This window comes from Alterinioella nitratireducens (genome assembly GCF_013155465.1).
GTDB lineage: Bacteria > Pseudomonadota > Alphaproteobacteria > Rhodobacterales > Rhodobacteraceae > Alterinioella > Alterinioella nitratireducens.
This window is the reverse complement of the sequence record NZ_JABJVX010000022.1, coordinates 1-14,006: the sequence shown is the minus strand read 5'-3', so window position 1 is coordinate 14,006 and position 14,006 is coordinate 1. Positions and strand designations below refer to the sequence as shown.

The 14,006-nt window shown below is 66.1% G+C and carries 16 protein-coding genes; 1 reads left to right on the top strand and 15 read right to left on the bottom strand.

The genetic code is table 11. The annotated features are described in order from the left end of the window. The first annotated feature begins 33 nt into the window (after nt 1-33). Nucleotides 34-621: a PIN domain-containing protein gene (locus HNS34_RS19090; protein WP_235952810.1), complete on the top strand. Its 588-nt coding sequence runs from the start codon at nt 34-36 to the stop codon at nt 619-621. A gap of 180 nt (nt 622-801) precedes the next feature. Here the strand turns inward: HNS34_RS19090 and HNS34_RS19085 are convergent, their stop codons facing one another. The 15 genes from HNS34_RS19085 to HNS34_RS21120 all read right to left on the bottom strand — a co-directional run. After that, a complete protein-coding gene (locus HNS34_RS19085) occupies nt 802-1,650 on the bottom strand; it encodes a phage BR0599 family protein (protein WP_172321692.1) in 849 nt (282 codons plus the stop codon). Then, complete coding sequence (locus HNS34_RS19080; RefSeq protein ID WP_172321691.1) at nt 1,647-2,774, bottom strand: hypothetical protein; 1,128 nt, start codon at nt 2,772-2,774, stop codon at nt 1,647-1,649. The genes HNS34_RS19085 and HNS34_RS19080 overlap by 4 nt, the downstream gene beginning before the upstream one ends. Further along, nucleotides 2,767-5,253, bottom strand: coding sequence for a phage tail tape measure protein (locus tag HNS34_RS19075; RefSeq protein WP_172321690.1), 2,487 nt, complete (start codon nt 5,251-5,253; stop codon nt 2,767-2,769). Before HNS34_RS19075 ends, HNS34_RS19080 begins: the two co-directional genes overlap by 8 nt. Next, the gene (locus HNS34_RS19070; protein ID WP_235191380.1) at nt 5,246-5,404 is read right to left on the bottom strand and encodes a DUF7697 family protein; all 159 of its coding nucleotides are present in this window, start codon (nt 5,402-5,404) and stop codon (nt 5,246-5,248) included. The genes HNS34_RS19075 and HNS34_RS19070 overlap by 8 nt, the downstream gene beginning before the upstream one ends. Nucleotides 5,405-5,472: 68 nt before the next feature. Continuing rightward, a complete protein-coding gene (locus tag HNS34_RS19065) occupies nt 5,473-5,910 on the bottom strand; it encodes a phage-derived protein YdaY family protein (protein WP_172321689.1) in 438 nt (145 codons plus the stop codon). After that, nucleotides 5,910-6,848, bottom strand: a complete 939-nt coding sequence (locus tag HNS34_RS19060; protein WP_172321688.1) for a phage tail tube protein — start codon at nt 6,846-6,848, stop codon at nt 5,910-5,912. The genes HNS34_RS19065 and HNS34_RS19060 overlap by 1 nt, the downstream gene beginning before the upstream one ends. Nucleotides 6,849-6,872: 24 nt before the next feature. Beyond that, a complete protein-coding gene (locus tag HNS34_RS19055) occupies nt 6,873-7,292 on the bottom strand; it encodes an acyl-CoA transferase (RefSeq protein WP_172321687.1) in 420 nt (139 codons plus the stop codon). A gap of 151 nt (nt 7,293-7,443) precedes the next feature. After that, a complete protein-coding gene (locus HNS34_RS19050) occupies nt 7,444-8,445 on the bottom strand; it encodes a tetratricopeptide repeat protein (protein WP_172321686.1) in 1,002 nt (333 codons plus the stop codon). Nucleotides 8,446-8,478: 33 nt separating this feature from the next. Next, on the bottom strand, nt 8,479-8,721 hold the full coding sequence (locus HNS34_RS19045; protein ID WP_172321685.1) for a hypothetical protein: 243 nt from the start codon (nt 8,719-8,721) through the stop codon (nt 8,479-8,481). 178 nt (nt 8,722-8,899) lie between these two features. Continuing rightward, nucleotides 8,900-9,535 (bottom strand): DUF6441 family protein, encoded by a 636-nt coding sequence (locus tag HNS34_RS19040; RefSeq protein ID WP_172321684.1) that lies wholly within the window; start codon nt 9,533-9,535, stop codon nt 8,900-8,902. Between the two features lie 5 nt (nt 9,536-9,540). Beyond that, nucleotides 9,541-9,852: a head-tail joining protein gene (locus HNS34_RS19035; RefSeq protein ID WP_172321683.1), complete on the bottom strand. Its 312-nt coding sequence runs from the start codon at nt 9,850-9,852 to the stop codon at nt 9,541-9,543. Beyond that, nucleotides 9,852-10,187 carry a DUF2190 family protein gene (locus HNS34_RS19030; RefSeq protein ID WP_172321682.1) on the bottom strand — a complete coding sequence of 112 codons (336 nt, stop codon included), beginning with the start codon at nt 10,185-10,187 and terminating at the stop codon, nt 9,852-9,854. Before HNS34_RS19030 ends, HNS34_RS19035 begins: the two co-directional genes overlap by 1 nt. A 74-nt stretch (nt 10,188-10,261) precedes the next feature. Beyond that, entirely contained in the window at nt 10,262-12,316 is a 2,055-nt protein-coding gene (locus tag HNS34_RS19025) for a prohead protease/major capsid protein fusion protein (RefSeq protein WP_172321681.1), read from the bottom strand. 5 nt (nt 12,317-12,321) lie between these two features. Continuing rightward, the gene (locus HNS34_RS19020; protein ID WP_172321680.1) at nt 12,322-13,860 is read right to left on the bottom strand and encodes a phage portal protein; all 1,539 of its coding nucleotides are present in this window, start codon (nt 13,858-13,860) and stop codon (nt 12,322-12,324) included. Then, nucleotides 13,860-14,006, bottom strand: a 147-nt coding sequence (locus HNS34_RS21120; protein ID WP_172321679.1) for a phage head-tail joining protein, incomplete at its 5' end; no start/stop codon positions are given. The genes HNS34_RS21120 and HNS34_RS19020, both read right to left, overlap by 1 nt.

The window sequence follows — 14,006 nt, the reverse complement described above, 5'->3', positions numbered from 1 at the left end:
ACTGGAGTAAGCCGCTTGAAGAACAACTATATCTTGATCGACTTTGAGAATGTGCAGCCCAAGAACCTTGGGCTCCTCCGCGGGCATCCCTTCACGCTGGTTGTGTTTGTCGGCGCCAGTCAGAAAAATGTACCCTTCGATTTTGCCAATGCACTCCAGGATCTGGGTGAAAATGCCAGTTATCGGAAGATTACAGGCAACGGATCGAACGCACTGGATTTTCATATAGCCTTCTATTTGGGGCAACTCGCGGCCAAGGACGACAACGGATATTTTCACATCATTTCACGAGATAAAGGTTTCGATCCTCTGATTTCTCATTTGCGGGAGAGAAAGATTTACGCTCTCCGTCATGTTGACATATCGGAGATCCCATTCGTCAAAATCTCGAATGCCAGCTCACTGGATCAGAAAGTCGAAGCGATCGTTGACAGCTTGAGGTCCAGAGGCACCTCGCGTCCAAGGAAGGTCAAAACTCTTAAAGGAACAATGAACGGACTTTTCATGAAGACCCTGGACGAAAGCGATCAAGACGCATTGGTCGATGAGTTGAAAAAACGCGGTCATGTTGTTGTTGAGGACCAGTCCGTCAGCTACGGCCCCGCCATTTTAGGCCATTAGCCGACTCGTGAGCGCCGGTTTGGAGCGCAGGGGATAACCAAACCGCTCGCCAGGCAGACCCAGCCGCCGGTCCGACCGAGGTCCGCTCATCGCGGGAAGAGTTGATCCACAGCATTTGATGAAATGACTGATTCATCGCGAGGCCCGACGTCCGGCCTTGTCCACTCATGATCTCGATTCTCAGACGATGCTGGTGCCGCCGAAGGGATTGCGGCCGGGGATGTCGGGGAAGCCCCCAAAGTTCAGGAGATTGCCGAACTTGGCGGCGCAGGTGTCGCGGCGGAGATCGCAGCCGGGCGCCACGTCGATGACGGCGACCGTCTCCGGATCGTCGATCGCCGTCTCCAGTTCCGGCATGCGACCCGCGAGCGTCAACCTGTCTCCGACATGGCCGGTGATGAACCCGAGCAGCCCCGCGTGGCGAAGGACGCCGCCGCGGAACCAGCCGTCCGGCACGAGCGCGGCCTCCGCCACGGTGACCTCGAGGCCCGAGCGCGCGGTCGCGGTTCCGCCCACGAAGAAAGTCTCGATGTCGAGGCGGCAGCCGCGGGAATAGAGCGCATGGCGGCAGAGGCGCTGGTACTTCGCCCGCACGCCTTCCCGGCGCATCGAGGTAAAGAGCGATTCCGCCCGGAGCGTGATGCGCCGCCCCTCTACGCGCGCCGAGACGATGCGGCCCTTCCAGTGCGCGACCACCTCGGCTGGGACCTGTTCGTGGCCGCGGAAGATGGTGAGTGACGTCACCGACCGGCCGCGCGGTCCGAGATAGCGGCGGGCGAAGGGATCGGAGAGCGAAAAGGTCACCGACAGGTCCACGCGCCGCGGATCGCTGCTCTGGACGACGGAGCCGTGGCTCACGGCCGAGGGCTCCCAGATCAGATCCTCGGTCTCGTCGCCGATGGCGCCTGCTGGCGAGGTCCAGGCGCTCGCGCGGCTGGTGAAGCGCCAGACGCTGCCCCCTTCCGCGAAGAGGTAGAGGAAATACGGCTGCCCCTCTGCGGTCGAGGTCTCGGCGAGGTCGTAGGTCATGAGGGCGTCTCGATCAGCGGGAGTGCCAGTTCGGTCCGGTTCGGCCCATGGGCGAGTTCGATCCGGTCGGCGTCCGAGCGGACCTTCAGGAGAAGGTGGATCGGCGTGCCGTGGGCAATGCTCTTGCCGGGCGCGGCGATGGAGAGCCGGAGCCCCAGCGCGTCCCAGGCCGCGGCGGTGATCTCGCGGAAGACCGGCCCGGTCGGGTGCTCGATCATCAGGTGGCGTAGGGTCCAGACGGTGGGATCGGCGAGCGGCTCAACGACGATGGAGGTCGCGCTGGCGGTGGCCGCCGCCTGCAGAACCAGTTCTCGGCCCCAGCTCGGCAGCCAGAAGGCGCGCTGGCGGCCGCGCAGGGAGAGCAGCCAGCGCCGGCGGGTCATCCGCGCGGCACCGCGGTCGATCAGCGTGATCGTCGATCGGCGCTGGACATGGGTGAGCACCGGTTCGAGCACCATTGGCCCGAAGCCGTTGTCGACGGCTTCCACGGTCTGGCCCAGCGTCTCGGCAAGCGGCTGGCGCAGGACGGCCGGATCGGTCAGCACGTCGAGCCCCTGGTGCTGGGGATAGGGGCTGGCCGTAGCCCCGCCGTCGCTGCTCCGGAGCGTGAAACTCGCAGTGACCGTGCCGAGTCCCTGGCGGCGGCGGTCGATCTCGACTGGCCGTGCAGCGAAGGCACCTCCGACCGGTGCGACTATAGCGTGCAGAAGACTGACCCCGGCGGGGACGGCAAGTTCCAGCCGGTCGGGCAGCACTGCGGTGATCTCGATCAGATGCGCCCTGCCGCCATCGGCGGCGACGACCGCCTGCGCCGCCCCGTCGAAGGCGCCGTCGGTCGTATCGACGAAGACCGTCAAGTCAGCCGCGTCGACCGGTGCCGTTGCCGGGCGCGCAAGTTGCCAGAGCGGCAAGGCCCAGTCGTCCAGCGGGCCGGCCCGGCCGAGTTCGGCCGCCTCCGCGAGACCGGGTGCATCGAGAAGATGTGATACGGTCAGCGTAGACCGCGGGGCCGTGCGGAGCGCGATGCGCTGTTCGGCGGCCTCGGTGAACAGGACATCCGTCGACCATTCGAGCACTTCCGTGACCGGTGTTTGTGCCGGGAAGGGCCAGAGCCGCTCAGGCATCGAGACCTCCCCGGTTGCGCCGGATCACGTTGACGATGAGCCGCTCGCCCGCGGGCGTCGCGAGATAATCCCCGACGATCGCGGGATCGAGCACGTTGACGATGCGGGTCGCGGGCTGGGGCGCCGGGCCACCGCTGTTCGCCTCGACGCCGAGCCGCCCGCCGGGACCGCGCCGCAGGGGCAGGATCGCCTCCGGTCCAGCCTCGCCCATGAGCCCGATCCCCCGCGCGAAGGGAAACACTGTCGGACGGGTCACCACACCACCCCGGGCGAAGGCCGTGATCTCGCCGGCCTGTGCGAAAGCCCCGCCGCGGGCAAAGCCACCGATCCCGAAGAGCCCGCCGATGGCGCTCGTGATCCAGCCGAAGAGGCCACCACCGCCGCCGCTGGTGCCGGCACCGGAGAAGGCACGGAAGAGCGCGTCCTCGATCGGCTTGAAGGCCTGGTCGATGAGGCGGCTCGCGAGGTTGCGCGCGATCCCGGCCACGGCGCCCGCGAAGGTCTGCCAGCTGAGCTCACCCGACTTCAGCGCCTCCTTGATCGGGCCGGTGATGTCTTCTGCCAGCCCTTTTGCGATCTCCTGCGTCCGTTCCACCGCGGCGCGCGCCGCGTCCCAGGACTGGCGCGCGACATCGGCCGCCGCTTGCATGGCGCCGCCCGCGCGCCCCGCCGCCTCGGCCATCTCGTCGAGCGCGGCGGCCGGTCCCGCCCCGTCCTCACCGGAAAGTGCCGCATCGAAGCGCTCGGCAGCGACCGTCGCGCCATCGAGCGCCGTCTCTGCCTCCGTGCCAGTACTGCTGACCGCGGCGCGCAGGGCGTCGAGCGCGGCAAGCGGCTGGAGCGCGCCCTCGGCCAGCGTGGCGGCGGTCTGACGCCAGGCTTCGGCCGAGGCCGCGGCTTCGGTGGCGGCTGCCGTCAGTCCGAGATCAGGCACGGCGAGCGGATTGTCGGCGAAGGCCGTGGCGAAGGCGTCGCGCGCCGCCGTGGCGGCCTGCGTTGCGGCGCCGGCGAAACGGTTCTCGAGGCGGCCGAGATCGAGCTCCGTGATGACCCCTATCCGGCGCTCTACCCCGAGCGCTTCCAGCCCGGCATTCACGCCTTCGATGAAACCGTTGATCCGGGTGAAGACGCCGTTCAGCATCGCCTCAACGCCCTCAATCAGGCTGTTCGCGGCCTGGAAAGCCAGATCGCCTATGGCGGCAGGGAGCAGGCCCCAGACCGCCTTGATCGCCTCGTAGGCGCCCTCGAACGTGTTCGCCGCCGTGTTGCCGAAGCCCACCACGCTCTCGATGGCGCTCTGCATTCCGGAGGCGGCGTCCGCCTTCAGGTCGAAGAACATTGCCGTGGCGGTCGCGCCCGCCGCCGCCGCGCCCATGCGGATCCGCTCCCAGACCTCGACGGCGAGGTCCTTCAAGAGCGACATCGCTTCGCCGAAGCCGCCTGCGCCGGAGACGAGGCGGGTGAACTGATAGACGAGCTCGCCCGCGCCGACGATGAGCGCGCCGATACCGGTGCGGATCAGCGACCCGCGCAGGACGACGAGCGCCCTGGCGAGGCCACGGACGGAGAGCGCGGCGGCGGCCATGCCCGCCACCCAGCGGCCCGTGAGGAAGGTCGCGAAAGTGGCGGCATAGGTGGTCAGGCGGCCGATGTTGTCGAAGAGGGCGCCGATCGCGATGCCGAGCGGCCCCGTGCGGCTGGCCACCCCCGCCATGGCATCGGCGACGGCTTCCAGTGCGGGCGCCGCGGCGACGGCGAGCTGGTTCGACAGCCCGCGCCAGATCAGCCCGAGCCGGGAGATGGCGTCGTTCGTGCGCTCGATCTGGTCGGCGTCCTGTTCGGAGACGACGACACCGAAGGCAAGCATGTCCTCCGTCGCCTGGCGCAGCGTCGCGGTGTCGATCCGGCTCATGGCGATGGAGCCTTCCTCGCCGAAAAGCTGGCCTGCGACGGCCGCGCGCTCGGCCGCGGGCACGAAGTTCTCGATGGCGGCGTTGATGGCACCGACCCGCTGGTCCAGCGACAGCGCGATCAGGTCGTTCGCCGAAAGGCCCAGCCGGTCAAGCGCGTCGGCGGCAGGACCGGTCCCGGCGGCCGCCTGGCTGAGACGACGCGTCAGATCCTTCGTGGCCTGCTCGATGCCGGACATGGAAACGCCCGCCAGCTCGCCCGCGCGCTCCAACGTCTGGATCGAGGCGACGGTGGTGCCGAGCGACTGCGCGAGTTTCGCCTGCGCATCGACGGTCTGAAGGCCAGAGCGGATCATCGCCACGCCAGCTGCGGCGGCCGCTGCCACGGCGGCTGCGGCGGCCACACGCACCCGGCGGGAAAAGGCCGCGAGCCGGGTGTTCGCCGCTTCCATCTCGCGGCTAAGACGTCCGAAGCCACGCGACCCGGCCTCACCGACACCTTCCAGCTCGGCGCGCACTTGCCGACCACCGACCGCCGCGAGGCGGACGCTGACGCGTTTCTCAGCCATTGGGGCGTTCCATCTGTTCGTTGAGTTTCGCGACCATCACCGCTTCGATGACGGGCAGAAGTTCGGCCATGGCGAGCGGCGGCACGCCGAGCGCGTCACCGAGCGCCAGCGCGGCCGACATGTCCCAGCCGATCACAGCACCCGGCAACACACGCAGCTGGCCGCCGAGGCGGCCGACAAGGTCCCAGACCTGCCAGCCTTCATGCGTGAGCGGCCGATTCAGCCGCGCCGGGCAGTCTTCGCACGCCGCTTGGCAGGCGTCGCAGTAGCGCTCGCCCCCGCCGAAGGACCATTCGGCGAGAGCGCGGAGGCGTTTTTTTCCTGCTCCAGCAGCAAGCCCTTGGAGACGTAGGTCAGCTGGAAGGCCTCGAAGACCGGCCAGATGTCGAGGAGCGCGTCGATGGCCTCAGGGCTCGGGTCGATGGGATTGCCGTCGGCATCGCCGATGCCGTCCCAGGCCAGCACCGCGCGGCGAGCCAGCGCCTTGGCGAAGGCGACGGCGCGCTCCTCGTCGGAGGCTTCCTCAGGCACGGCTTCCACGGCGGGATCGCTGCGTGTCGCCACCATCAGCGCGGTGGTCAGCGGGCGCAGCTGCACCCGGACGCCGGGAGCGAGATCGTGCCAGCGCGGCGCGTTGGTCAGGTCGAGCGTGAGCATCAATAGGTCTCCACATCGTTCACGAGGGTGGCGGTGCACATCCGGCCGACGACGCTGTCGCGGGCGGCCTGCCAGTCGAAGGTCGCCTGCACGCCCTGCGGCCCAGAGATTTCAATCCGGGGGCGCGGCAGGTAGACGGCATGCACAGTGAACGTGAAACTCTCGCCCGAGGGCAGGATGTAGGCGAACTCAAGCTCGCAGGGATCGCCGTTGATCGCCTGCGTCACCAATGTGCTGTCGGAGAAGCGGACCTCGATGGAGCCGGTCAGCGCCGCGATGGACGGGTCCGCGCCATCGATGCGGCCGTCCGAACGGATGGTCTCGATGCGGTCGAGATTGTTGGCATAGGTGATGTCGGCCGAGACCACGTTCCCGAGCGCCGTCCCGTTCCGCGTGATCGAACCGTTGAAATGGCCGAAGCGCTTGAGCTCCAGCGCGGCGGGCGTGCCGGCGCTGGTGGTCGTCCCAACCGTCTCGCCCTGTGCCACCAGGCGGGCGGTCGCAGTCAGGAGCCCCGATCGCTGCATTTGCCAGGTGATCTGGTCGAGCACGCAGCCGGAATACATCGCGTAGCGCGGCACCTCCGGCATGCCGGTCTCGATGGAGAGGCTCGGCAGGGTCCAGGCGCCCGACTGGAACTCGTGCGTCCAAGGGCCTGTGCCCGTCGTCGTCGGCGCGCCAAAGGCCGCTTTCAGCCAGAATCCGAAGGCCTCGGCGTCGAGCGGCACGACAACGTCGCCGTCTGCCGTCACCGCGTCCTTGATCGGCGCCAGCGGGTCTCGGCCATAGCCGAGGAGCTCGGAGTTCAAGAGCGGTTGCTCGGCTCCGAGCGCGGTGCTGGCGAAGGGCATCTTCGTAAATCCGCCTACGGGCGGCGTTCCATAGGTCGTCTCGAACGCAAGCGCCATCTGCGCCCGCGCACCTTGGGCTCGTGCCATTTTCTTCTCCTGTTATAGGTGGGGTCAGGCCAGCGGGTCGGCCGCGGAATAGTGCAGCACGACCGGGATCACGGCCGCTTTCAGGCTGGCCGCGCCCTCGACCGGCAGATCGACCGGGCGCGGCGCTTCGGCTTCGACCCAGTCGCAGAGCCCACCGAGCGTGCGGTCGGCGGTAATCGCCGCACCGATGCTGGCGGTCAGTGTGTCGAAGGCGTCGTCACGGTCTGCGCCTTGCACGACCGCTTCGATCTCAGCGCGGTGCTGGTAGTGGTAGCGCAGCGGCGACAGCGTCACCTCGGGCTCCCCCGGCTCGCCGTCTCGCAGGATCAGCAAGCCCTCGCTCGGGACGCGCTCGGGCAGCACCTCGCCGCGCAGGGCGGTGGCGGGCAGCGCCGAAAGCCGCGCGTGCAGCGCGGCGAGGATGGTTTCGCGGGGTGTGGGCATTGTTGTCGCTATCCACAGTTACCGAGAAGGTCCGCTTGGAACCCGTCTTTTTCACTTCCAATCATTTTGCAAGCAATCCAAGCTGGATACTCCCAGCAGAGTGTTTTTCGGGGACTTCTCTTGCATGTTGTTTGAGAACGTACCAGTAGCTTCAGTTGCAAACTTTGAAATTCGAAGAGATGCAAGTTTGGGCTCGCGCGCGCGCAGAGGCAATCTCCTCCGCAGTCATTTCGTTTTCCAATTTTTCAAATTCCGGCTCTGACCCTCCCGAATAATGGGGCTGTGTTTTCTTAATCGTCTCATGCGAAATATAGCCCCACATGTAGGCTAAAATCTTGTCTTTTGGTACGCCATCGCCCTTTAAATACAGCTTCGCCAATTCCCACTGACTCTCTTCGTGGCCCTGCTCAGCGGCAAGACGAAACCATCGAGCGGCTTCTACGGTATCACGCTCAACGTGCCAAAACGGAAGATCGGGGCTGTAAACTATACCCATCTCGTGCTGTGCAGGCGCATAATTTTGGCTCGCAGCGAGGCGAAACCATTGGATCGCCTTTCGTCTGTCATCTTCTAGATTACCGAGTATGCACTGAGCATCGGGGTTTCCATTTTTGGCTGCAAGGTTTATCCAGCGACGGGCCTCCTTCTCATTTGGTTCAAGGAACCAGTCTTCATCAGTTTCGAAGAACACTTCGTCGCTATTCCTCCATCCAGAAAAATACATGAGCCCAAGCCTAAACTGCGCCCACGGATGCCCTTGTTCTGCGGCAAGGCGGTACCAACGCTCCGCCACCTTGTAGTCTCTTTCCTCTACACTTTTTTGGGAAATACCGTTAAGCCAACGTATCGCATAGTATTCTGGATCGTACTTTTGGCCTAGTTTGCATTGGGCATCAGCGTTACCATCTTTGGCGGCAAGATGAAACCAACGCTCTGCTTCAGCGACGTTCCGTGGTACGCCTTGGCCTGTATCGTGCATGACGCCCACTCTAACCTGAGCGCGCGTATAACCCTTTTCGGCGAGTGGCCGCAGTTCATTCATGGCGGTCGTGAAATCGCCAGCTTCAAAGGCTCTTAGGCCACGGACAAAAGCGATGGCATTGATGTCAGTGGACTTCAGTGCCGATGTAAGTCTCGATAGAATGCGTTTCATCGGTTCTCCATGGCGGGCGAAGTTGTCGTGCTGCTAAAAGGGCACATCGGTTATATCATAGCTTGGTCCGTCAACATCGGCTGCCGTGGGGACTTGATCAACGTTGGGCAGACCATCCGTAAAATACACCTGATACTTATCACCGATTAGCCGCCTGACGTGCGGGCGCGTATTCGAGTCGTCCCAAGCTGATAATTCTTCATACGACGAAAAATCAGGTCCCCTGACATAGCCACGCGCCGACATAGAAGCTACCCAAGCTTCGTCATCATCCATCATACTACCTCCTCTTTGGGTCAGAACCTAAACTAACAGCAAAAAATCCGAAGCAAAGTGGGGTCTGACGCCCAAGCTGAGGGTAAATGTTATCAAAAGCCATCCTTTGTTGAACGGTTCACCGCAACCGACCTTGAAACAAATTCATTGGAGGTCAGAAAAGTTCGCACAGCCGTCATCAACGTACCTTGTCCTCCACCCAGTTCGCCACGATCAGCCCCGGTACGCTGTCCAGCGCCCGGTCCGCATCCCGCGCGAGGTCCAGCCGCTTCGGCAGCTTGACCTGCGGCACCAGCAGGAAGATCGGCGCGGTGACCTGGTTGCGGCCGGTTTTCGAGCGTGACGCTACCGCCTGGCCACGTTTGTTGATGCGGGCGCGGTCGGCGACCAGCAGGCTCGGGCCGCGGCGACGATAGACGAAGCGCAGGCGCAGGCCGCGGCGGCGCTCCCACTCGCCGGGGGTGATTTTGGCCCCGCGCAGGCCGCGTCCGGCGGCCTCCGTGGGGATCGCCAGCCAGAACCCTTCCTTCGAGCGGATCAGCGGGCCGGTGTCGTGGGCGCTGATGATGACCGAGGCTTTCGACCAGACGAGCGCCGCGGCGTTCAGGCTCTCGCCGGTCTTCGGGTAGGTCTGGCTCCGGATCGAGTTCGCGAGCCGCTGGCCGAGCCCCGCGCCGGTGATCTGGCCGCGCCAGGCGGTCTTGAGCCCGGTCCCGGCCTCGTGCATGGCGGCGGTGACGGCCTTCTCGCCTGCCTTCATCTCGGCGGACATGGCGGCGACAAGGTCCGGCGTGATGTCGAGCTTCAGTTTCATCGCGGTCAGGCCGGTCGCAGGTCCACGGTCCAGACCAGCCGCTCGCGGTCGCGGATGGGCTCGCCCTGGATGAGGAAGGCGTCGCCGTCGATCTCGATACGGTCGCCGGGGCGCGGGTTCGCCACCTCGGCCACGAGCAGGTCGATCCGGGTGGTCTCGGACCAGAGCCGCGCATCGCCGAAGTCGGTGACCGCGTCTGCGCGCCGGGCGACGACGCGCACCAGCACGGGCGCGCCGCCGTCGGCGATGTAGACGGCGTCCCGACCGACGTTCGGATCGGCGAAGAGCGCGCCCACGGCGGCGGCGAAGGCGCTCATCAGAACGTCGCGTTCAGGCGCACCCGACCGATGGTGTCGCCCGCGCCGCTCGCCACCGCCTCGACGGCCACACCGATCAGGGTGTTGTCGGTCGCGACCGTGGTGCAGCGCTTGTTGGTGTCGTCCCAGTAGACCTTGGCGCCGACGGTCCAGGCCTGGGAGCCGACCTTGGTGATGTCGAAGACGCCGACGAGCGCGGTCTCGACAGGCTCGCCGATGGCGGCGGCGCCCGCGGCAATGCCGAAGATGGAGCCGACGAGCACGCCGTCGCCGGAGGCGACGGCATAGGGCGCGGTCAGGGTGATGGTGTTGCCGGGCTGGACGTAGGTTTTCATGGGGAGGATCCTCGTGGAAAGACGAAGGGCGGCCCGATTGGACCGCCCGCGTTTCAGGGTTCAGGAAGCGCGGCTTACGCGCCCGGGTTCTTGTAGAGGCCCCGCCAGTCGATGGCCTTGGCGCCGAAGTCGAGGCGGCACTTGATCTCGACGCCGTCCACGTCGAAGCCGTTGCGGGTCTCGATGTAGGCGCCCTGCTGACCCTCGAGATAGGCGTACTCGATGGTGTCGATCTGGTTCGGGCTGGCCGCCAGATACCAGGCGGTCTCGCTGGCGGCGTCGAGCCGGGGCTCGCTGATCGGCGCCAGCGTGCGGATCGACTGCGGCACCACGCTGGACGTCGCGGCGGGCACGAGGTTCTGGGCGACCAGCTGCTCGGCCTTCAGTTCCAGCGAGGCGGGCACGATCAGGAAGGCGGGCCGGACGTTGAGCACCGTCTTCTTGTCGAGCCCCGTCTGCTTAGCCATGGCGGCGCGGGCCGCACCGACGCTGCTGACATCGAGCGCCGCCCCGGTGCCTGCGAGGTTCTTGTGGCTGTTGTGGAAGAGCGCGTTGCCGTCGGCCATGGCGGGGTTGGCGGTGATGATGCCCCAGACCACGTCGCTCTCCAGTTGCGCGATGGAGTTGCCGTACATCGCCGGAATGCGGGTGAAGGCGTCGAGGTCGTCGTTGATCAGCGTCTGGCGCGTGATCGCGACCACCCGGCCATAAGTCTTGACCTTGTAGCTCTCCTTGCTCTCGCCGAGCGTGCCGCGCTTGAACTCGCCGCTTTCACTCACCTCCAGCAGTTGCGGGGCCTCGCCGAGCTGTACCCGGTGCATCGCCTTGAAGTCAGTGGCGAGCACTTGGCGGCAGAACAGCATGAAAGTCCGGGGATAGGCCTCATAGGCCTGCCGCAGGGTCTTGTTGGTGACCGCCGAGAGAATCTCGGGGAAGTCCGAGGTCGAGTGCAGCGCGCGCGTGGCCACCTCGTCACGCGACAGGCCGCGGGTGTTGACCCCGGCATTGCCGAGGCTTTCACGTGCCAGTTCCATGAGCGTCATGCCCCGATACTGGCGGGCGGCGTCCTCCAGCTGGAAGAGCGTCGGGCTGTAGCGGTGCAGCAGCGCGTTTGCGACGGCATCGCGGCGGGTGACCTGCTCATCGCGTCCGCCGAGCGGGATCGAGACTTGGCTGAAGGTCCGCGTTTCGTCGGATTTGGCGGCAACCTGATCGAGGATCAGACGGCGCGCCTCGTCGACGTCCGTGCCGCGTTTGACCAGATCCTCGGCAAAGCTGCGCTCGAGACTCAAGCGTCCAGCCAGATCATAGATCGTGGAAACGCGGTCGCGCTCGATTTCGCGCGCGCGGGTCGCGACCGTCTCGGTGTCGGGTGCGGGAGCGACGTCGGGTTTCTGAGACTTGGGCTGCACGCGGGTCTCAGCGGCAGCGACCTTCGGCTCTGTGTCGGGTGTCTTGGGTTCTGTCATCGTGGTGTCCTCGACAGCATTGTCGTCGCTGGGGGTTTCATTGGCCGCATCGGCCGGGTCTTTGGGTTTGTCCGTCATCGAGATGGCTCCTGTGGTGGTGGATGGGGCGTCCCGGCGGTGAAGGACGCAGTCGTGAAGAGGATGCTGAGCGCGGAACCCCGCGGCTGGGTCCGCGCCAACGGGCACGGCGGAGACCTCGAAGGGCGTCCAGTCCACCGCGCGCCAAAGCTCGCGGGCCGTTTCGGGTTTCGAGACCTCGAAGCGGTGGACCTGGTAGCCAATGGAGACCGCGCGGATGTGGCCCGCCTGAATGTCGCGCCAGATCGGTTCGACGTCCGCGCGTTCGCTAATCCGGACCTGAGCAATGCCGCGACCGTTTTCGATACGCGCCGAGCCCGGCACCACCGAGCCGATCACCGCGTCGAGCGTTTCGATTTCGTGCACTTTCAGAAATGGCGCGCCTGCATTTAGCCGATCCAGCCGCACGTGGGTCGGGTCGAGGCTGAGCTCCTCGTCATAGGGCTCGCCAAACAGCGTCGACCGGCGGACCCGCGCCCCCGCCGACCAGATCACCTCGACGGTGCGGGCGTCAGTATCGGCTGAGTTCGGCGCAAGCTCCGCCGACCGGCGCAGGGCCGGTATTTCGATCATCGTGTCCATGTTGGTCAGTCCTGTTGGTCGGCCCGCGCCGGATCGGTTTCCGCGTCAGCGGTGGTGTCAGCGTCCGGATCATTCACCGGATCGCCGGTCTGCGCGCTGCCGGTCTTGGTGACGCGTCGCGGGTCGCTGTCGAGGACCAGCCCCAGCGAGTCGAGCTTGGCATTGGTCGCGGCGATTTCAGCCAGCACGGCGTCGGGATTGCGGCCCTGCCGCGCGATCACCTCTGCCAGCGTCATGGTGCCAGATCGGATCGACAGCAGGTTCGCCATTGCGTCCTTCTGCGGATCGACCGCCTCGAATTTCGGCGGCGACCATTCGACCGGCACGTCCGGCGTCGGGATCTGGCCCGCCGCCCACGCGGCTTCCGTGAACCAGCGCCAGACCGGCGCGCAGAACATCGGAATGAACAGCTGCCACTGTACCGCGTCGATCTGGCGGCGGAACTCCACGAGCCCCGCCCGGATCGAGGAATAGTTCACCTGGGACAGGTCCCCGGTCAGCAGCTCGTACGGCACCCGGAACCCGGCCGAGATCGTGTGCAGGCTGGCCCGCTTGTATTCGCCGTAGCCGCCGGTGGCGGAGGGTTGGTTGAAGCGGATGTCCTTGCCGCCCCGTGCATAGGCGATCAGACCCGGCTCGAATTGCTCAACCCGGTTGCCGTCAGCATCCACCACAGACGGCGCGATACCCTGCTGGGCCTCGTCGTCGCCGAAGACGATGGCCGTGACGCAGGCCTCGGTCTTTTTGCGCACCAGCTCGGCGACCTCGTAGTCGTCGAGATCGCGCAGACTGCGGATCACCGGCGCGCCCCAGGGAACGCCGCGCGCCTGCGTGCGCTGCTTTTCATACACATGGGCGATCTCGCTCGCAGGAACCGGGCGGCTCTGCAGCCCATTCTGCATTGCGCCGTAAGCGTCGCCCGGCTGCTCGGCGTGGAGCCAGTAGGCCCGGCGCTTGCCGACCGGGTCGAACTCGATCCCTTGAACGAGGCGACCAGCACCGAGCGCGCCGGATTTCGTGGCGTCGAGGAAGTCGGCCTCCAGCACCTGCAGCTGCAGCGGCACTGGCAGACCATCCGAAGACCGGCGCAGCCTGCGGCGCACCAGGACCTCGCCCGCCTCGACCATCTCGCGGCAGATCAGCGTCTGCAGCCCGTAGAAGTCGAGCTGACCGTCGGCATCGCACTCGGCCGTCCAGCGTTCGAACATAGCGTCGACCGTCCGGTCCAGCATGTCGTCGCCACTGGCGGCGCGCGGCATGATGCCCGCACCAATGATGTTGTTGACCAGCACCGCCACGGCTTTCGCCGCATGCGGGTTGTTTCGAACCAGATCGCGCATCCGGTCGCGCAGCAGCGCCCCGGCAACGCCGATCTCAGTGTCGGCCGAGGATCCCGGCGCGCGCCAGCCCTCCGTCCGCCGCCCGCGCGCGGCCCCGTCATAGCCCCGCGTCAGGGTCTCGAAGGCCTGACGCGCCAGCATGCGGCGGGCGGCGGCCCGAGGGGCGACGGAGGCAATCGCCCTGTCGAACCAGTTCGCGGACATCAGCGATCCCCGCGGCTGAAGCCAGCGAGACCGGCCACCGGCAGCGGTCGGCTGACGCCCGCGATAGCGCGCTCGATGGTGCGGATGCGCACCAGCAGATCCTCGGCCGAGCCGTAATCCACCGACTTGCCGTCATAGCTGACCCG